Source organism: Streptomyces flaveus, from assembly GCF_014647675.1.
GTDB classification, from domain to species: Bacteria; Actinomycetota; Actinomycetes; order Streptomycetales; family Streptomycetaceae; genus Streptomyces; species Streptomyces flaveus.
Map to the genome: position 1 here is coordinate 361,921 of NZ_BMPQ01000005.1, position 18,818 is coordinate 380,738.

14 protein-coding genes and 1 pseudogene are annotated in these 18,818 nt (G+C 68.8%); 6 read left to right on the forward strand and 9 right to left on the reverse strand.

The annotated features are described in order from the left end of the window. Positions 1-77: 77 nt before the first annotated feature. On the reverse strand, positions 78-764 hold the full coding sequence (locus IEZ21_RS13595; protein ID WP_189322117.1) for a DUF4234 domain-containing protein: 687 nt from the start codon (positions 762-764) through the stop codon (positions 78-80). 158 nt (positions 765-922) lie between these two features. Between IEZ21_RS13595 and IEZ21_RS48410 the strand changes: the two genes are divergently transcribed. Further along, positions 923-1,051 (forward strand): hypothetical protein, encoded by a 129-nt coding sequence (locus IEZ21_RS48410; RefSeq protein ID WP_281193210.1) that lies wholly within the window; start codon positions 923-925, stop codon positions 1,049-1,051. Between the two features lie 147 nt (positions 1,052-1,198). Here IEZ21_RS48410 and IEZ21_RS13600 read toward each other — a convergent pair whose 3' ends face one another. The 3 genes from IEZ21_RS13600 to IEZ21_RS13610 form a co-directional block, all read right to left on the reverse strand. After that, positions 1,199-2,068 carry a hypothetical protein gene (locus tag IEZ21_RS13600; RefSeq protein WP_189322118.1) on the reverse strand — a complete coding sequence of 290 codons (870 nt, stop codon included), beginning with the start codon at positions 2,066-2,068 and terminating at the stop codon, positions 1,199-1,201. A 183-nt stretch (positions 2,069-2,251) separates the two neighbouring features. Then, positions 2,252-3,376: a metallophosphoesterase gene (locus tag IEZ21_RS13605; protein WP_189322119.1), complete on the reverse strand. Its 1,125-nt coding sequence runs from the start codon at positions 3,374-3,376 to the stop codon at positions 2,252-2,254. A 202-nt stretch (positions 3,377-3,578) separates the two neighbouring features. Further along, complete coding sequence (locus IEZ21_RS13610; RefSeq protein ID WP_189322120.1) at positions 3,579-4,691, reverse strand: LacI family DNA-binding transcriptional regulator; 1,113 nt, start codon at positions 4,689-4,691, stop codon at positions 3,579-3,581. 411 nt (positions 4,692-5,102) lie between these two features. On the opposite strand from IEZ21_RS13610, the gene hisC reads away from it, so the two are divergent. The 5 genes from hisC (at position 5,103) to IEZ21_RS13635 (ending at position 13,830) form a co-directional block, all read left to right on the forward strand. Further along, positions 5,103-6,182: a histidinol-phosphate transaminase gene (hisC, locus tag IEZ21_RS13615; RefSeq protein WP_189322121.1), complete on the forward strand. Its 1,080-nt coding sequence runs from the start codon at positions 5,103-5,105 to the stop codon at positions 6,180-6,182. Between the two features lie 277 nt (positions 6,183-6,459). Beyond that, the gene (locus IEZ21_RS13620) at positions 6,460-7,965 is read left to right on the forward strand and encodes a cytochrome ubiquinol oxidase subunit I (protein ID WP_189322122.1); all 1,506 of its coding nucleotides are present in this window, start codon (positions 6,460-6,462) and stop codon (positions 7,963-7,965) included. 20 nt (positions 7,966-7,985) lie between these two features. Then, positions 7,986-8,990 carry a cytochrome d ubiquinol oxidase subunit II gene (gene cydB / locus IEZ21_RS13625; protein WP_189322123.1) on the forward strand — a complete coding sequence of 335 codons (1,005 nt, stop codon included), beginning with the start codon at positions 7,986-7,988 and terminating at the stop codon, positions 8,988-8,990. Positions 8,991-9,099: 109 nt separating this feature from the next. Continuing rightward, entirely contained in the window at positions 9,100-12,597 is a 3,498-nt protein-coding gene (gene cydD, locus IEZ21_RS13630; protein ID WP_189322124.1) for a thiol reductant ABC exporter subunit CydD, read from the forward strand. A 183-nt stretch (positions 12,598-12,780) separates the two neighbouring features. Beyond that, a complete protein-coding gene (locus IEZ21_RS13635; protein WP_189322125.1) occupies positions 12,781-13,830 on the forward strand; it encodes a M23 family metallopeptidase in 1,050 nt (349 codons plus the stop codon). On the opposite strand, the gene IEZ21_RS13640 is transcribed toward IEZ21_RS13635, so the two are convergent. The 5 genes and pseudogenes from IEZ21_RS13640 to IEZ21_RS13660 form a co-directional block, all read right to left on the reverse strand. After that, the gene (locus IEZ21_RS13640) at positions 13,827-14,693 is read right to left on the reverse strand and encodes a Cof-type HAD-IIB family hydrolase (protein ID WP_189322126.1); all 867 of its coding nucleotides are present in this window, start codon (positions 14,691-14,693) and stop codon (positions 13,827-13,829) included. The genes IEZ21_RS13635 and IEZ21_RS13640 overlap by 4 nt on opposite strands. 132 nt (positions 14,694-14,825) lie before the next feature. Then, on the reverse strand, positions 14,826-15,728 hold the full coding sequence (locus IEZ21_RS13645; RefSeq protein WP_189322127.1) for an LLM class flavin-dependent oxidoreductase: 903 nt from the start codon (positions 15,726-15,728) through the stop codon (positions 14,826-14,828). 40 nt (positions 15,729-15,768) lie between these two features. Next, positions 15,769-15,987 (reverse strand): annotated as a pseudogene (locus IEZ21_RS13650) (LLM class flavin-dependent oxidoreductase); the annotation flags it as partial. 44 nt (positions 15,988-16,031) lie between these two features. Continuing rightward, positions 16,032-16,631, reverse strand: a complete 600-nt coding sequence (locus IEZ21_RS13655; protein WP_246567680.1) for an RNA 2'-phosphotransferase — start codon at positions 16,629-16,631, stop codon at positions 16,032-16,034. A 176-nt stretch (positions 16,632-16,807) separates the two neighbouring features. Then, on the reverse strand, positions 16,808-18,613 hold the full coding sequence (locus IEZ21_RS13660) for an SDR family oxidoreductase (protein ID WP_246567682.1): 1,806 nt from the start codon (positions 18,611-18,613) through the stop codon (positions 16,808-16,810). Positions 18,614-18,818 lie beyond the last annotated feature (205 nt).

An 18,818-nucleotide genomic window follows, 5' to 3' on the forward strand; every position in this document is an offset into this window, starting at 1 on the left:
GGAGATGAGCGCCGTTCCGGGAGCTTCGGCTTCGTGGGACGGCGCTTCGTCGGACGGACTGCCATTGGGTAGGGCTCTTACTGAGGCAGCGCCGGACCGATGCTCCGCAGCGTGTTGAGGATGGTGTCCTCGGCGGAGTGCACTTCGGGGTAGAGCTTCTCCGGGTCGGTGTGGAGCTGGTAGTCCCACACGATGCCGTAGATCCCGAGCGTGACGAACGAGAGCAGGAAGTGCATGCCGAAGCTGCGGTTCAAGGCCGGGACGGGTTCGAAGGTCACGGGGTACCGGAGGATGCCGAGTTTCGTCCACGTGACGCTCAGCTTGTCGTAGAAGTCTTGCTCGGTGAGCTGGATCTGCCACCAGAAGCGCATGAGCCTATAGGTCGCGATGCAGCCGTAGATCCCGAGCGTGATGAAGGACAAGAAGAGCGATAGCCCAGCCTTGATCGGTTTGTGGTCGTCCTCGAAGTGTTCTTTGACGAAGCGTTGCAGGTCGTTCAGGTCGTCATGGCTGGCACCGTATTGGCCATGTTCCTCGGCGTACTGTTTCGAGGCCTCGATGACCGCGTTGTAGTAGTGCATGCGGCGGTCTCTGAAGAGGTCTGCGCGGTTGAGCCGGCGATAGAACATCACGATCACGTAGATGCCCAGCGTGACCCACGAGAGGAGGAAGAAATAGATGCCCCAGCCGACGAACCTCTGGTCCGTCGTACGCCGCTCGTGTACGTAGCGGTCTACTTGCTGTACAGCTTGGAGCTGTTCCATGTGGGCCCCCAGTAGACGAGCCCCGGAGGCGCTGAGCGCGCCCCACCCTGCTCCCAGAGTAGGCCTGCAACCGCGAACTCGCTTGCTGTGCGCCTTCCTACACACGCCCTGGACGAACTGGTGAGCGGTGTTTGCACTCAGGCCTGAAACTGTCCTCGATGAAGATCTCCCACGACATCCGCCGCGAACACGGCGGTACGCAGACGGAGATCGAGGAAGGCATGGTGCAGAAGTCGAAAGAGTTCGCAGCTGCGGGTAACCGGGTGTATCTGCCGCTCGCGGACTGAGCCTGGTCCGGGCACGGCGGCAGCGCACCGCTCCGGGCTCCGGCCCTCGACTTTGTGGTCGTGGGCCGGGGTGCCCGTGCGGCTTGTCCGTCCGACCGGAAGTTCCGGGTCCCGGTTCGGCTGCTTTCGGTATCGCCCCGGTCGCTGCTACTCCGGCTGATGCTCCGGTCCCCCGAAGTCCGGGCTGGAGAAGTCCGGGCTCGAGTAGCTGGGGCGGGGGCCCGCCGCGGGGCCGCCGTCGGGGCTGCTGAAGCCCGGGCGGTTGTAGCCGAGGTGAGGGATTCGGCTGGTCGGCTGCGGCGGTGTCGTACGGCCGAGGGCCGCTGAGCCAGGGTCGGCGAGTGCCTCTCGGAGGAACGGCATGATGCCGCGCTCCAGTAGGGCCTCGCGCCAGGCTTCCCTGGCCCGGGTCACTTCCTCGCTGCTCTCGCTCTGCGCGCCGGCCTGCAGTGAGCTCTCTCCGTTGCGCAGGGCGGTGAGCAGCAGCCCGACCGCGGCGATCAGGATCGCCGCCGCGGTCACCGCGCCGAAGACCCACCCGGTGGTGAGGAGAGTCTGGGCGAACGCCGGCTCGGGGTTCAGCATCTTCAGGAGGTAGCCGACGAGCAGGAAGATCGCCGAGGCGGTACCGGCGAGGACGGGAGTGAGTACCGCGGCGACGGCGGTGGCGCCTGCCCCGGCGGTCTCGGCCGCCTCCCCCACTGTGGCGGTGAGTCCCACCGCACGTGTGCCCGGGTCCGTGGATCCGGATCCTTCGTGGACACGTGGGGTGGGTGGCGCCGGCTGGCGCTGTTCCTCGCGGACCTTCACGTAGTGCTGATATTCGGTCGCCGCGGCGGCCGTGATGAGAGCGGAGGCGTTGAGCGCCATGGTGCGCAGTTGTTCGGGGTTGAGCCGCTGGCCTACAGCGGCGAGTTCCGGACGGTGTGGTGCGGAGCGCAGCGCCTCATCGAGGATCCGCTCGTACTCTTGGCGGTCCTCGCTCAGCAGGTGCTGCGGAACGCTGTTCATGTGCATCCCCCGATGCTCCGTAGGGCTTGGGGCTCGGCATGCTGACGAGCCGTCGGGCAGAAACGGAGGGGAGCCTGCTACGGATAAGCCGATGGTAGAGCGGGGACAGCACGCGGTGACAGGGGGTTTCCAGAAATTGCCCCTTGGCCGGCACCGTCCCCGGTGGGAGAACGCCTGCCCGGAGAAGGGTCAGCTATCCAAGGGCAGTTGCTGGACCAGTAGCTTTCCGGCCATGGTCACGCCGCCGTCCATCGCGATGGCCAGCCCGTCGGCGTACACATGCGGTCCTTCGACCACAGGGCCCGCGGCATCGTCGTCGTCTTCCGAACCGGCCTCGCCGAGGAGATACGGAATGGGGCTGTGACCATGGACGATGCGGGAGCCGCCGTACATGTCGAGGAGTTCGCGCACGGCCTGGGCGCCCCCGTCGTCGCGGAACGCGAAGCGCTTGGTGAACTTGCGGAAGAGGTCCCAGCATTCGTCCGCGTCGTTGCGTGTGAGGGCTTCGCGGACGGTGTCGTTGACCGCTTCGATGGAGTCGCCGTAGTCGAGATAGGCGGTGGTGTCGGAGTGCACCAGAAGGTGTCCGTCCGCCAGCTCCATCGCGTCGAGTCGGGCCATCCATTGCAGATGGTGGTCCTCGAGGCGTTCCATGTCGGTCTTCTGGCCGCCGTTGAGCAGCCAGGCGGCCTGGAAAGTGGCTGTACCTGCACCGGAGTTGACGGGGGTGTCGCCGAATCGCTTGGCGCCGAGCAGCAGCAGCTCGTGATTGCCCATCAGTGCCTTGCAGTAGCCGCCGGCCGCGGCGGCCTCGGCGGACAGCCGCATCACGAGGTCGATGACGCCGATGCCGTCGGGCCCTCGGTCGGTGAAGTCCCCGAGGAACCACAGCCGTGCGGTGCCCGCCGACCAGCGGCCGTCGATGTCGATGAGGCCCTTCTCGCGCAGCGCGGCGACGAGTTCGTCGAGATAGCCGTGCACATCGCCGACGACGTACAGCGGGCCCGGCCCTTCGGTGGACTGCGGGACGGTCGCGGCTTCGGGGCTGATCGGCATCTGAAGGGTGTCACCGCGGTTGATGACGGGCAGATCGCGTTGCGTCGGCGTGTAGCCCTCAGGGTCCTCGCCCGGTCTGGTGCCCTCACCGGGAGGCATCTGCTGCGCATGAGGCGGCTGTTGCGGGTGAGGTCCAGGCTGGGTGTAAGGGCCGGACGGCTGCGTATACGGATCGGCTTCGTGGACGTACGCAGGCACGCGGAAGTCGCGCACCGTCGGCGTCCGCACTTCGGGTCCCTGACCGGCCCCCTGAGTCATCGACCCCTCCACCACCATCGCGCCGCATCTGCACCGCATCGGACTGCCTGGTCGCAGCGGCCCGCGGTGTCGTGCGCCCATCATAGGAATGCGGATCGCGCCATGTGATGACCCAGGGGTGGTGAATCGGGGCAGGACCCCGGTTCACCGTGGTTTTCTCCCGAATTGGAAGGGCTTTCACACTGGATGTCACCGCCTGACGTCACTCTTCTTCCGGTGATCGGGGCGGGCTGACGGTCGTACGCGGCGGCCGTCGCTCGGAGGAGGTCCGCACGATCAGCTCCGTGGGTATCACCTGCTCGACCGGTTGGTCTGATGCGACTCCCTCGATGGCGTCGATGAGGAGCTGGACCACGGCCGTGCCGATGTGGCGCGGCTTGAGTGAAAGAGTGGTGAGGGGCGGCTCGGTGTTGGCGTACACGGCGGACTCGCTGCAGCAGACGAGCAGTAGATCCTCCGGTACGCGCAGACCGTAACGGCGGGCGGCCGCGAGGAGGTCGGTGCCGTTCGGGTCGAACAGCCCGTACACGGCGTCGGGCCGGTCGGGCCGGGCGAGCAGCCGGTCTGCGGCAGCGGCTCCCGCGCAGGGATCGTGCGCAGGGTAGGCCTCGTACACCGGATCCTGGCCGACACGCTCGCACCAGCGCAGGTACGCGGTCGTCGACAGATGCGTGTACGTGTCCGTGGAGGTCCCGGTGAGCAGGCCGATCCGGCGGGCGCCCGCGTCGGCCAGATGGTCGAGGATGCCCATGACCGCGGCTTCGTGGTCGTTGTCCACCCAGGCGGTCACCGGGAGCGAGCCGGCCGGGCGGCCGTCGGAGACCACCGGTAAACCCTGGCGGACCAGTTCGCTGACGACGGGGTCCTGGTCGGAGGGGTCGATGACCACGGTCCCGTCCAGGGCCACGTTCGACCACACGTCGTGGCGCGAGGTGGCGGGGAGGATGACCAGGGCGTAGCCCCGGGCGAGCGCGGCCGAGGTGGCGGCTCTGGCCATCTCCGCGAAGTACGCGAACTCCGTGAAGGTGAAAGGTTCATCCCCGTAGGTCGTGACAGTCAGGCCGATGAGGCCCGACTTTCCGGTACGGAGCGTGCGGGCCGCGGCGGAGGGGCGATAGCCCAGCCGGTCGGCGACCTCGCGGACATGGCGTCGGGTGGCGTCCGGGAGCCGGCCCTTGCCGTTGAGTGCGTCGGACACGGTCGTGATGGAGACTCCGGCGGCCGCGGCCACGTCTCTGATGCCCGCCCGGCCCGGCCGACTGCCTCGACGGGTGGTCTCGGCCCGGCTCACCTGGTGCTTCCCTGCTGCTGTCATGGCGAGCCGATAGTAGGGCTCATGCGGTGGGGTAGTGCGGACGCATATTCACTCGTTGACAGGCACGTTTCTGCATGGTCGAGAGCACTCAATTGTCTTGGAAGAGAAGGTAGTTGAGCGATTCAATGACAGTACGTCACTTGTCGGGGCGCATGGGCCTGCCGAAGGGGTCATGTTTCGAAGAGGTCTCAACTCACCTGCATGGGGGATGCGCGCCACGGCGCGAGCCACCGGCGCTTGAACTAGACAGCGGCGCGCCCCCCACTTCGTACGCCTCCGGGGGCCGATGTCCGGGGGCTGCCTACGCGGTCGGTCCCGAGCCATACGCAGCGGCGCCGAATCCTCTTAAGGTGAGGAGTATTGGTATCCGGTGGTGGTCATGAGCCGGAGACGGTCACGAGGAGGACTGCGGTGAGCGAGACGAGCCCCAAGCTGCGTGCCGAGCTGGAGGGTATCCCCACGTACAAGCCGGGGAAGCCTGCTGCGGCCGGCAGTCGGGTGGCGTACAAGCTGTCCTCCAACGAGAACCCGTATCCTCCGCTGCCCGGGGTGATGGAGACGGTGGCCGCGGCGATGGGCTCCTTCAACCGTTACCCGGACATGGCGTGCACGGCGCTGATGAGTGAGCTGGCGGACCGGTTCGGGGTGCCGCTTACGCATCTGTCCACCGGCACGGGCTCGGTCGGCGTCGCCCAGCAGCTGTTGCAGGCCACGAGTGGTCCCGGTGACGAGGTCATCTACGCCTGGCGGTCCTTCGAGGCGTACCCGATCATCACGCAGATCAGCGGGGCGACGTCGGTGCGGGTGCCGCTCACGCCGGGGGACGTGCACGATCTCGACGCGATGGCGGACGCGGTCACCGAGCGGACGCGGCTGATCTTTGTCTGCAACCCCAACAACCCCACCGGCACCGTGGTGCGCCGGGCTGAGCTGGAACGGTTCCTCGACCGGGTGCCGAACGACGTCCTGGTGGTCCTCGACGAGGCGTACCGGGAGTTCATCCGCGACCCCCAGGTGCCGGACGGCGTCGAGATCTACCGTGAGCGGCCGAACGTGTGCGTGCTGCGTACGTTCTCCAAGGCGTACGGACTCGCCGGGCTGCGGGTCGGCTTCGCGATCGCCCATGAGCCGGTGGCAGCGGCGCTGCGCAAGACGGCCGTGCCCTTCGGTGTGAGCCAGCTCGCGCAGGACGCGGCGGTTGCCTCACTGCGTGCCGAGGACGAGCTCCTCGGTCGGGTGGGCTCGCTGGTGTGTGAGCGCACCCGCGTCGTCGAGGCCCTGCGTGGGCAGGGCTGGACGGTGCCGGAGACGCAGGCGAACTTCGTCTGGCTGCGGCTCGGCGAGCGTACGGTCGACTTCGCGGTGGCCTGTGAGCAGGCCGGGGTCGTTGTGCGGCCTTTCCCGGGGGAGGGCGTGCGCGTGACGATCGGCGAGACCGAGGCGAGCGACATCTTCCTGAAGACGACGGAGGGGTTCCGCAAGGAGCTCTAGTCTCCCGCGGCCGGCAGGGTCCCGTCGGGGACGGGGCTCTGCTGACGGGTCTCCTGCCACCTCTTCGCGTTACAACGCTCTGACCTGCTCCTTCACGCCGGAAACCGGATGGTCCAACCTTAGGGACCCCCCACCTCTCACATCTCGAACGGTCATGCGTCATAATTGCTTGTGAATGTGAACGCGTTCACAAGCTAGCCCGGTTGATCCCGTGATGTCTGCGAACAAGCGGGTCAAACTGCCGCTGTGACCACGGCGATGTAAGGAGACTGACGACGTGGACCTGGCTCTGGCGCCGGAGACCCTGGCGCGATGGCAGTTCGGCATCACCACCGTCTACCACTTCCTCTTCGTCCCCCTGACCATCTCGCTCGCCGCGCTCACGGCCGGCCTGGAGACCGCCTGGGTGCGTACGGGGAAAGAGAAGTACCTCAGGGCGACGAAGTTCTGGGGGAAGCTCTTCCTGATCAACATCGCGATGGGTGTCGTCACAGGCATCGTGCAGGAGTTCCAGTTCGGCATGAACTGGTCCGACTACTCGCGCTTCGTCGGTGACGTCTTCGGTGCCCCGCTCGCCTTCGAGGCCCTGATCGCGTTCTTCTTCGAGTCCACGTTCATCGGCCTGTGGATCTTCGGCTGGGACAAGCTGCCGAAGAAGATCCACCTGGCCTGCATCTGGATGGTCTCGATCGGCACGCTTCTGTCGGCGTACTTCATCCTCGCGGCCAACTCCTGGATGCAGCACCCCGTCGGCTACCGGATCAACGAGCAGCGGGGCCGCGCCGAACTCACCGACTTCTGGCTGGTTCTGACCCAGAACACCACGCTCAACCAGGTCTTCCACAGCTTTTCGGCGGCCTTCCTGACGGGTGGCGCCTTCATGGTGGGCATCGCGGCCTTCCACCTGATGCGCAAGAAGCACATCCCGGTGATGCGGACCTCGCTCCGGCTCGGCCTGGTCACCCTGGCAGTCGGCGGTCTGTTCACCGCGGTCAGCGGGGACACCCTCGGCAAGGTGATGTACGAGCAGCAGCCGATGAAGATGGCCGCCGCCGAGGCGCTGTGGGAGGGCGAGAGCCCTGCGCCCTTCTCCGTGTTCGCGTACGGGGATGTCGACAAGGGGCACAACAAGGTCGCCCTGGAGATACCCGGACTGCTCTCCTTCCTCTCTCACAGCGACTTCGAGTCCTATGTGCCCGGCATCAACGACACCAATGAGGCCCTGCAGGAGAAGTTCGGTCCCGGTGACTACAAGCCCATCGTCCCCGTCGCCTACTGGGGCTTCCGCTGGATGATCGGCTTCGGTATGGCGTCCCTCTCCCTCGGCCTGTTGGGACTGTGGCTCACGCGCAAGAGGTTCCTGCTGCCGGCCGCAGTGCGGACCGGCGAGGACGAGGTACCGCATCTGGTGCTGCTGAAGAAGCCGCTCGGGCGGAGACTCACCCGGCTGTACTGGCTGCTGGCACTGTGGACGATGGCGTTCCCGCTGATCGCCAACGCCTGGGGCTGGATCTTCACCGAGATGGGCCGCCAGCCATGGGTCGTCTACGGCGTGCTGCAGACCCGCGACGCGGTCTCCCCCGGCGTATCCCAGGGCGAGATCATCACCTCGATGATCGTCTTCACGACGCTCTACGCGGCCCTCGCCGTCATCGAGGTCAAGCTGCTCGCGAAGTACGTCAAGGCCGGACCGCCCGAGCTCACCGAGGCCGACCTCAATCCGCCCACGAAGATCGGCGGCGACTCCCGTGACGCCGACAAGCCGATGGCCTTCTCCTACTAGGCCCAGGGAGCTGCAGAGTCATGGAACTTCACGACGTCTGGTTCGTCCTCATCGCCGTCCTGTGGATCGGCTACTTCTTCCTGGAGGGTTTCGACTTCGGGATCGGTGTCCTCACCAAGCTGCTCGCCCGTGACCGGGCAGAGAAGCGGGTGCTGATCAACACCATCGGGCCGGTCTGGGACGGCAACGAGGTCTGGCTGCTCTCCGCGGGCGGTGCGACCTTCGCCGCCTTCCCCGATTGGTACGCCACGCTCTTCTCCGGCTTCTATCTGCCGTTGCTGCTCATCCTGGTCTGCCTGATCGTCCGTGGAGTCGCCTTCGAGTACCGGGCGAAGCGGCCCGAGGAGAGCTGGCAGCGCAACTGGGAGAGCGCGATCTTCTGGACCTCACTGATCCCCGCGTTCCTGTGGGGCGTGGCCTTCGGCAACATCGTGCGGGGTGTGAAGATCGACCGGGACATGGAGTACGTCGGAAACCTCTGGGACCTGCTCAACCCGTACGCCATCCTGGGCGGCCTGGTGACGCTGGCGCTGTTCACCTTCCACGGAGCGGTGTTCGCCGCGCTCAAGACGCTGGGCGACATCCGGGAGCGGGCGCGGAAGCTGGCGCTGCGGCTCGGTGTGGTGACCGCCGTGCTCGCGTTGGTCTTCCTGGGCTGGACCCAGGCCGACAAGGGTGACAGCACGAGCCTGGTCGCGTTGATCGTGGCGGTGGTCGCGCTGGTCGCGGCGATCGGGGCGAACCAGGCGGGGCGCGAGGGCTGGGCGTTCGCCCTGTCCGGCATCACCATCGTGGCCGCCGTGGCGATGCTCTTCCTGACCCTCTTCCCGAACGTCATGCCGTCCTCGCTCAATGGCGACTGGAGCCTGACGGTCACCAACGCCTCGTCGAGCCCGTACACGCTGAAGATCATGACCTGGTGTGCCGGGATCGCAACACCGGTCGTGGTGCTCTACCAGGGGTGGACGTACTGGGTGTTCCGCAAGCGGATCGGTACGCAGCACATCGCTGAGGCTGCGCACTGAGCTCGCTCACCATCTGAATTCAGGGGCACGTTTCACGTGAAACGTGCCCGTTGAGAAAAGGGTGTGTTTCACGTGAAACACACCTGCTTGACCCGAGGGTGTGTTTCACGTGAAACCGATCGACCCGCGACTGCTCCGGTACGCCCGCGCCACTCGCCTCTTCCTGGTGGCGGTCGTAGTGCTGGGCGCTGCCGGGGCGGGGCTGGTCATCGCCCAGGCAATGCTCATCGCCGAGATAGTGGTCGGCGCCTTCCAGCACGGGCTGGAGGTTGCCGAACTCCGCACGCCACTCCTGCTGTTGGTGGCGGTCGCAGGTGGCAGGGCGCTCGTCTCCTGGCTCACGGAACTCGCCGCGCACCGGGCCGGCGCGGCGGTCAAGTCGGAGCTGCGGGGGCGGCTGCTGGAGCGCGCGGGCGCGCTGGGGCCGGGGTGGCTGAGCGGGCAGCGGACGGGGTCGCTGGTCGCGCTTGCCACCCGCGGAGTTGATGCGCTCGACGACTACTTCTCGCGCTACCTCCCGCAGTTGGGACTTGCGGTGGTCGTGCCGGTGGCGGTGCTGGCGCGGATCGTCACGGAGGACTGGGTGTCGGCGGCGATCATCGTCGGCACACTGCCCCTCATCCCCGTCTTCATGGTGCTCATCGGCTGGGCCACGCAGTCCCGGATGGATCGTCAGTGGCGGCTGCTGTCACGGCTCTCGGGGCACTTCCTCGACGTGGTCGCCGGTCTGCCCACGCTCAAGGTGTTCGGACGGGCCAAGGCGCAGGCAGAGTCGATCCGGCGGATCACCGGCGAGTACCGGCAGGCGACCATGCGGACTCTACGGATCGCCTTCATCTCGTCCTTCGCGCTGGAACTGCTCGCCACGCTGTCGGTCGCTCTGGTCGCGGTGACCATCGGGATGCGGCTCGTCCACGGTGACATGGATCTGTATGTGGGGCTGGTCATCCTCGTTCTCGCGCCCGAGGCCTATCTGCCGCTGCGGCAGGTGGGGGCGCAATACCACGCGGCGGCGGAGGGGCTGTCCGCCGCCGAGGAGATCTTCTCGGTGCTGGAGACGCAGGTGCCGGACTCCGGGACCGCGATCGTGCCGCCCACCGGTGGGATTCGCTTCGAGGCGGTGACGGTTCGGTACCCGGAGCGACCGTCCGAAGCCGTGTCGGACGTGTCCTTCGCGGTCGAACCCGGCGAGACGGTCGCGCTCGTCGGGCCCAGCGGCGTGGGCAAGTCGACGCTGCTGAACGTGCTGTTGGGGTTCGTGAAGCCCGCTTCGGGCCGGGTGCGGGTCGGGGGAGTCGACCTTGCCGGGGCCGACTTGGCCAAGTGGCGTTCGCATGTGGCCTGGGTGCCGCAGCGGCCCCATCTGTACGCGGGGTCCATCGCCGAGAACGTACGGCTGACGCGACCCGACGCGGACGACTCCGACGTACGCAGGGCGCTGGGTGACGCGGGCGCGCTCGAGTTCGTGGACGCGCTGCCCGACGGGATGCGGACCGTACTCGGTGAGGACGGGGCCGGGCTGTCCGCGGGGCAGCGGCAACGGCTCGCGCTGGCCCGGGCGTTCCTCGCGGACCGGCCTGTGCTGCTGCTCGACGAGCCGACGGCTTCGCTGGACGGGGAGACCGAGGCCGAGGTGGTGGAGGCCGTCCGGCGTTTGGCGGTAGGGCGGACGGTGCTGCTTGTGGTGCACCGGTCGGCGCTGCTGGGGGTGGCGGATCGGGTGGTGCGGCTGGAGTCCGCGGTGCCCGTCACGGGAGCCGGTTCCGCACACCCCGGCGGTACGGAGGCGCGCCGCACCGGAGCGGAGGCGGTGCCCACGGCCGGCCATGACGAACTGCCGCTCTCCACTGAGGAGCGGGGCGGCCTCCTCGCCCGCGTCCGTGCCATGGCCGGACCCAGGCGCGGTCGGCTCGCGCTCGCTCTCGTGCTCGGCAGCCTCGCACTCGGCAGTGCCGTGGGGCTGATGGCCACCTCGGGGTGGCTGATCTCGCGGGCCTCGCAGCAGCCTCCCGTGCTGTATCTGATGGTCGCCGTCACGGCCACACGGGCGTTCGGGATCGGGCGGGCCGTCTTCCGGTACGCCGAGCGGCTGGTGTCGCACGATGCCGTGCTGCGGATGCTGGCCGACACCCGGGTCGCCGTGTACCGGCGGCTCGAACGGCTCGCTCCCGCGGGGCTGCGGACCGCTCGGCGCGGTGACCTGCTCTCGCGGCTCGTCGCCGATGTCGACGCGCTGCAGGACTACTGGCTGCGCTGGCTGCTGCCCGCCTCGGCAGCGGTCGTCGTGTCCGCCGCCTCCGTGGGGTTCACGGCCTGGCTGCTGCCCGAGGCCGGGGCCGCCCTCGCCTTCGGGCTGCTCGCCGCCGGAGCCGGCGTTCCCCTGGTGACCGGCGCCGTCGCGCGCCGCGCGGAGCGCAGGCTGGCCCCCGCCCGCGGCGTCCTGGCGACCCGCGTGGCCGATCTCCTCACGGGGACGGCCGAGTTGACGGTCGCCGGTGCGTTGCCCGCGCGTACCACCGAAGCGCGGCGGGCCGACGCCGCGCTCACCCGCATCGCCTCGCGCACAGCGACCGCCACCGCGCTCGGCGACGGGCTCATCGCGCTCGTCTCCGGGCTCACCGTGGCGGTCACCGCGCTCGTCGGCGCCCAGGCGGTCGCCGACGGACGCCTCAGCGGCGTACTGATGGCCGTCGTCGTCCTCACCCCGCTCGCCGCGTTCGAGGCCGTCCTGGGGCTGCCGCTCGCGGTCCAGTACCGGCAGCGGGTGCACAAGAGCGCGGAGCGCGTGTACGAGGTCCTGGACGCCCCAGATCCCGTACACGAACCTGAGCGGCAGGGGCAGGCGCCCGCGTCGCCGTTCCCGCTCGTCCTCGAAGGGCTGTCCGCCCGCCACCACGGGCAGGACAGGGACGCGCTGGCCGGGCTCGACCTGACGCTCGGACGAGGGCAGAGGATCGCCGTCGTCGGGCCCTCCGGGTCCGGCAAGACGACCCTCGCGCAGGTGCTGCTGCGGTTCCTGGACGCGGACGCGGGGACGTACACGCTGGGCGGCGTGGACGCGTACGACCTCGGCAGTGACGACGTACGGCGCATGGTCGGGCTGTGTGCGCAGGACGCGCATCTCTTCGACAGCTCGGTGCGTGAGAACCTGCTGCTCGCCCGCAAGGACGCGACCGAGGACGAACTGCGTGACGCGCTCGGGCGGGCCCGGCTGCTCGACTGGGCCGACACTCTGCCCGAGGGGCTCGACACGCTGATCGGCGAACACGGGGCGCGGTTGTCGGGCGGGCAGCGGCAACGGCTCGCGCTGGCCCGTGCGCTGCTCGCCGACTTCCCGGTCCTCGTCCTCGACGAGCCCGCGGAGCACCTCGACCTTCCGACGGCCGACGCGCTGACCACCGATCTGCTCGCCGCGACCGAGGGCCGTACGACGCTGCTGATCACCCACCGGCTGGCGGGTCTGGAGACCGTGGACGAGGTGATCGTGCTGGCGGACGGTCGAGTGGTGCAGCGGGGCCCGTACGGCGAACTGGCCGCCGTGGACGGCCCGCTGCGGGAGATGCGGGAGCGGGAGGAGGCGTCGGAGCTGTTGGCGGTGGTTCGTTGAGCCGGCCGAGATCCGTACGGAGCGGCCAAGTCTCCGTACGGAACCGCCCTGCCGACGGCCCACTCAAGTGCCGTGAACGAGGCCGCTGTTCGGAGCAGCGAAGTGGTCCGTCCGTGGCATTCGCTCCCCCAGGCGTACGACTTGAACAGGCCCGCGGCTCCGGCGCGGGACACGATCCGTCTCATGCGCCCATTTCGACGCCATTCCCTGCTCGTACCGGCGCTGCTGTGCGCGCTGGCCGCTCTGACGGCCCGGCCTACGGCGGCCATAGGTGACACCGACGGTCCCGAGGGCCTCAGCGCCGAGGTGGCGCGGCTCGTCGAGAAGGCGTCCGCCATGACGCAACGGTACGAGGAAGGACGCAGGAAGGCCGGGGTGCAGCGGGCCCGGGCGAAGCGGCTGGAGCGGCTTCTCGCGCGGGAGCGACGGAACATCGCGGTGTTGCACGGGGACCTCGGACGGATCGCGCGCGCCCAGTACCGCAGCGGTGGAGGGCTTCCGCACACCGCGCAGTTGCTGCTCGCGGAAAGCCCCGAGGAGGTGATGCGCGGTCAGCGCGCCGTCTGGCAGGCGGACCTGGCGGTCAACAACGCCGTCACCAAGAGCCGCCGCGCCGAGGCCCGGCTCGCCACCGACGAGGCGAAGGCCGCGAAGGCCTGGCAGACGCTGGGACGGCGCAATGCCAAGCTCGCCGAGATGAAGCGAGGGATCGAGCAGCAGCTCGAAGCGGCGCAGTCGACGCTTCAGGGGCAGGCGAACGCCTCGGTCGCGGCGGGTGCGTGCCGGGGCGCTGTCCGGCTCGACCAGCCGAAAACGGGCTTCACGGCGGCGTGGGTCGCGCCGCTGAAGACGTATGAACTCTCCGCGGGCTTCGGGAGCGGCGGCAAGCACTGGGCGAATCGGCACACCGGGCAGGATTTCGCGGTGGGCATCGGCACGCCGGTGCGGTCGGTGGGCAAGGGGCGCGTGGTCAGGGTGTCGTGCGGCGGCCCGTTCGGCGTCGAGGTCGTGGTGCGGCACCGAGGGGGCTACTACACGCAGTACGCGCATCTCGCGACCGTCGCCGTCGACCAGGGAGAGCGGGTGGCCACCGGGCAGTGGGTCGGCCAGTCGGGCATGAGCGGCAACTCCACCGGACCGCACCTGCACTTCGAGGTGCGCCTGACGCCGTATCACGGCTCAGGCGTCGATCCGGTGAGGTGGCTGGCCGAGCGCGGAGTGCGGCTCAACTAGGAGAGAGCCAGCATCCGCTCGATCACGACCGCCACACCATCCTCGTTGTTGGCAACCGTGCGTCCGGAGGCCGCGGCGATCACGTCGGGGTGCGCGTTGCCCATCGCGTACGACGTACCTGCCCAGGTGAGCATTTCCACGTCGTTCGGCATGTCCCCGAAGGCGACGACCTCCTCGTGCGAGATGCCGCGCTCGGCGCAGCACAGCGCGAGCGTGCTGGCTTTGGAGACACCGGGGCCGCTGATCTCCAGCAGTGCGCTGGGGCTGGAGCGGGTCACGCCCGCGCGGTCGCCGATGGCCAGGCGGGCGGTCATGAGGAAGTCGTCCGGGTCGATCTCGTGGTGGAACGCGAGAATCTTGAGCACTGGCTCGTCGGCACCGGGGCCGTCCGGCGCCAGGAGTTTCTCGGCGGGCGCGAGAGTGTCCGGGATCTCCATGTGCATCTTCGGGTACGACGGCTCCTGGTAGAAGCCGTACGTCTGCTCAATGGCGAACACGGTCCCCGGCGCGGCCTCGCGGAGCAGCCGCACGGCATCGAGCGCGTTCTCCCGTGCCAACTCCCGGACCTTGACGAAGCGATGGTTGCCGGCGCCGCCGTGCAGGTCGACCACGGCGGCACCGTTCCCGCAGATGGCGAGGCCGTGGCCGTGGACATGGTCGCTGACGACGTCCATCCAGCGGGCGGGGCGGCCGGTCACGAAGAAGACCTCGATGCCGGCCTCCTCGGCGGCGGCCAGAGCGGCGACCGTGCGCTGCGAGACGGAGTGGTCGTCGCGCAGCAGGGTGCCGTCCAGATCCGTTGCGATCAGCCGGGGTGGAACGGTGGAGGCCGGAGTCTGGGGCCGGCGGGTCGCTGAGGTCACGCCGCCATTGTCCCGCAGCTGCCCGCACGGCCGTACGACGGATCACACACATGCCGTGCGAGAGACCGCACACCTGGGGGTCGTACGCCCTGACCTGCGGTGCCGGTGCTGATGCCGGTGCCCGGAAGAGCATCAGCTCAGCTGCTCGACCGCTTCCATCGCGATCTGCTCGAAGACCTTCTCGTCCGCCGCGAAGTCCGAGTCCGGGATGGGCCAGTGGATCACGATGTCAGTGAAGCCGAGCTCCCTGTGCTTGCCGGCGAAGTCGACGAACGCGTCGAGGGATTCCAGTGGACGGCCGCGGTCCGGGGTGAAACCGGTGAGCAGGATCTTGTCGAGCTCGTCGACGTCACGGCCGACCGCATCGCACGCGGCGGCCAGCTTCTCGGCCTGGCCCCGAAGGGCTTGGACCGACTGCTCCGGAGTGCCCGTCTCGAACAGTTTCGGGTCGCCCGTCGTCACCCACGCCTGCCCGTACCGGGCGGCGAGACGCAGCCCGCGCGGCCCGGTGGCGGCCACCGCGAAGGGCAGCCGGGGGCGCTGGACGCAACCGGGGATGTTGTAGGCCTCGTACGCCGAGTAGAACCGGCCGTCGTACGAGACGGAGTCCTCGGTGAGCAGCCGGTCGAGCAGCGGTACGAACTCGCCGAAGCGGTCGGCCCGCTCGCGCGGCGTCCAGGGTTCCTGGCCGGTCTTCAGCAGCGCCCTGGCGTCGAAGCCGCTGCCGCCCGCACCGATGCCGAGGGTGACGCGGCCACCGGAGATGTCGTCGAGCGAGATCAGCTCCTTGGCGAGGGTCACCGGGTGCCGGAAGTTCGGCGAGGTCACGAGCGTGCCCAATCGCATACGCTGCGTAGCGTTCGCTGCTGCGGCCAACGTGGGTACCGCCCCGAACCACGGCCCGTCCCGGAAGCTCCGCCAGGACAGGTGGTCGTACGTGTACGCGGTGTGAAACCCGAGGTCTTCGGCGTGCTGCCAGGTCTTCTGTCCCTCGCTCCACCGATGGATGGGAAGGACTACGGTGCTCAGTCGCATGCCTACGACCCTATGCTCCGGTGACCGCGGGCAACGGGAGCACCAGATCTCCCCGGACGGGGTTGCGCCGCTCCGCGTTGAGCCCACGCACTGTTGGCACGGCGCCGAACCATGGACCCTCGCGGAACGTACGCCAGGACAGGTGGTCGTACGTGTACGCCGTGTGGAACCCCAGCTGCTCTGCGCGCTGCCACGCGGAACGCCCTCCCTCATGCCGGCGGCGGTACGGCAGGATCACGGTGCTCAGGCGCAGACTCATGGCTCCGAGCCCAGGCGCAGCCCAGGGCCCGCCGATGCGGCCGGTCAGTGCGGGCCGGGAAACCGCAGGTAACGCGGGGGCACGGCGGCCGTGAGCCAGACGCCGTTGGCGCTGACGCGGAAGACGTGGCCGTCGCGGTGCATGGCGGAGGCATCCACGGAGAGCACGACGGGACGGCCGCGGCGGGCACCGACGCGGCTCGCGGTCTCGCGGTCCGGCGAGAGGTGCACGTCATGCCGGTTCATGGGCCTGAGGCCCTCGGCGCGGATCGCGTCCAGGTTGCGGGCCACGGTCCCGTGGTAGAGGTACGCGGGCGGCGTCGCCGGGGGCAGACCGAGGTCCACCTCGACGGAGTGGCCCTGGCTGGCGCGGATCCGGGTGCCCTCGATCGCGAAGCGCCGCTTGTCGTTGGTGGCCACCACGTGGTCGAGCTCGGCCCGCGTGAACCGGAAGCCATGGGCTGCCGCCGCGGCCATCAGCGTCTCGATCTCGACCCAGCCGCCCTCGTCGAGCGTGAGCCCTATCCGCTCTGGCTGATGCCGCAGGTGTTTCGACAGGTACTTCGACACCTTCACGGTGCGGCGTTCGTCGATCTCAGAGCCGACCTCGGCATCGATCTCGGCATCGGTCTCGGAATCGTTCATGGCGCCAGAGTGCCTGGTGAGACGCTGATCACGCATTTTATTTAGGTGCGGAGGTTTGATCCACAGCCAAGTGCGTTATCCACAGGGCAAGTTGGTGATACCTGTGGACAACTCTCTGTCACTTCGGTGTTTTTCCTCAGCCATCGCGAGCCATCGCAGCTGTCTCAGCCGTCTCCTCACAGTCGTGGCTCTATCCGTCCGATCGCGCGCAGTGCCCTGGGTGTGAAGCGGGCCATGAGATGGGCGCCGCGGGCCTCGGGGGTCACAGGCACCATGGGCTGGTTGCGGACGACGGCGCGCAGGACGGCGTCGGCGACCTTCTCCGGCGGGTAATTGCGCAGCCCGTACAGCCGCGCGGTCTTCTTCCGACGCCGCTTCTCCTCGTCGGCGTCGACGCCCACGAAGTGTGCGGTCGAGGTGATGTTGGTGTTGACGAACCCCGGGCAGATCGCCGAGACGCCGATGCCCTGGCCCGCCAGCTCCGCGCGCAGGCACTCGCTGAGCATCAGCACCGCCGCCTTGGAGGTGCTGTAGGCGGGCAGCGTCTTCGAGGGCAGATACGCCGCCGCCGACGCGGTGTTGACGATATGGCCGCCCTGTCCGCGCTTGACCATCTGCCTGCCGAAGAGCCGGCAGCCGTGGATCACGCCCCACAGGTTGACGTCGAGGACCTTCTTCCAGTCCTCCGCCGTGGTGTCGAAGAAGGAGCCGGAGAGACCGATCCCGGCGTTGTTCACCAGTACGTCGACCACCCCGTACTCGGCGGCGACCTTGTCGGCGAACTTCTCCATGGCCTGTTCGTCACCGACGTCGACCGTCTCGGCCCACGCTTCGGCGGCGCCGCCCTGCCGGGACAGCTCCGCGGTGCGGGCCGCGCTCTGCGCGTCCCGGTCGACGGCCACCACGCGTGCTCCGGCCTCGGCGAACGCCAGGGCGGTGGCCCGCCCGATGCCGCTGCCCGCCCCGGTGACCAGCACGAGCTGCCCGCCGAAGCGGTCCGCGTACTTGCCGGTCGCCACCGGTGCGGGCGTTCCACTCTCGGTCGAGGTCACGAACTCGGTGATCCAGGCGGCCAGTTGATCGGGTCGGGTGCGCGGGATCCAGTGCTTGGCCGGGAGCGTGCGGCGGACCAGCCGCGGGGCCCACAGCTCCAACTCGTCGTAGAGCCGCTCGGACAGGAAGGCGTCGTCCAGGGGCGTGATGAGCTGCACGGGCGCGTGTGCGTACGCGTCCGGGCGCGGATTGCGCAGCCGCGGACGCATGTTGTCCCGGTACAGCCACACGCCGTGCGCCGCGTCCGAGGGCAGCGAGGCGGTCGGGTACTCGTCCGTGGGGACCTTCTCGATCCGCCGCAGGATCTTCGGCCACTGCTTGCCGAGCGGGCCGCGGCAGAGAAGTTCGGGCAGGACAGGGACGTGCATCGCGTAGATGTACCAGGACTTGGCTTCCTGGCCGAGGAGTTGACCGAGCCTGCGCGGGGTCGGGCGGGCCATGCGTTTCTTGATCCAGTGCCCGAAGTGGTCCACGGAGGGCCCGGACATCGACGTGAAGGAGGCGATCCGCCCCTCGGTGCGCCCGACCGTGACGAACTCCCAGCCCTGGCCCGAGCCCCAGTCATGCCCGACCAGATGCACCGGCCGGTCGGGGCTGACCGCGTCCGCGACCGCCAGGAAGTCGTCCGTCAGCTTCTCCAGAGTGAACCCGCCGCGCAGCGGCTGCGGCGCGGTTGACCTGCCGTGGCCCCGGACGTCGTACAGCACCACGTGGAAACCGCGCTCGGCGAGGCGTGGAGCGACCTCGGACCACACCTCCTTGGTGTCCGGATAGCCGTGGACGAGCAGGAGGGTCGGCCGCGCGGGGTCCCCCAGTTCGGCGACGCACAACTCGACCTCGCCCGTCCGCACCCAGCGCTCGCGCGCGCCCTTGAGCAGACCTTCGCCTGTCGGGCGATCCCCCTTGCCCGTATGGACTCGCTTGCTCACACGCTCCCCCTTACGCATGCCGGTCAGGCCCGTCAGCGGTCGCGTGCCGGGCCCTGTCGAATGTTCCAATTGTTGGAAGCGGCGTCAACGGGCAGGTGCGGAGCCTGTGGACAACCAGCCCGATGTGGACAACCAGCCTGACGTGGAAATCCGGCGCCGGTTGTTCGACCTCAGGGGGACCCTTACGGGCCCGTAATACCGGAGA

What these genes read in the sequence shown, in the direction of transcription:
- IEZ21_RS13655 (WP_246567680.1), bottom strand. Translation starts at nt 16,631, where the DNA reads ATGAACGATTCCGAGACCGATGCCGAGATCGATGCCGAGGTCGGCTCT.
- cydB (WP_189322123.1), top strand. Translation starts at nt 7,986, where the DNA reads ATGGAACTTCACGACGTCTGGTTCGTCCTCATCGCCGTCCTGTGGATC.
- IEZ21_RS13600 (WP_189322118.1), bottom strand. Translation starts at nt 2,068, where the DNA reads ATGCACATGAACAGCGTTCCGCAGCACCTGCTGAGCGAGGACCGCCAA.
- IEZ21_RS13610 (WP_189322120.1), bottom strand. Translation starts at nt 4,691, where the DNA reads ATGACAGCAGCAGGGAAGCACCAGGTGAGCCGGGCCGAGACCACCCGT.
- IEZ21_RS13595 (WP_189322117.1), bottom strand. Translation starts at nt 764, where the DNA reads ATGGAACAGCTCCAAGCTGTACAGCAAGTAGACCGCTACGTACACGAG.
- IEZ21_RS13605 (WP_189322119.1), bottom strand. Translation starts at nt 3,376, where the DNA reads ATGACTCAGGGGGCCGGTCAGGGACCCGAAGTGCGGACGCCGACGGTG.
- IEZ21_RS13645 (WP_189322127.1), bottom strand. Translation starts at nt 15,728, where the DNA reads ATGCGACTGAGCACCGTAGTCCTTCCCATCCATCGGTGGAGCGAGGGA.
- IEZ21_RS48410 (WP_281193210.1), top strand. Translation starts at nt 923, where the DNA reads ATGAAGATCTCCCACGACATCCGCCGCGAACACGGCGGTACGCAGACG.
- IEZ21_RS13635 (WP_189322125.1), top strand. Translation starts at nt 12,781, where the DNA reads ATGCGCCCATTTCGACGCCATTCCCTGCTCGTACCGGCGCTGCTGTGC.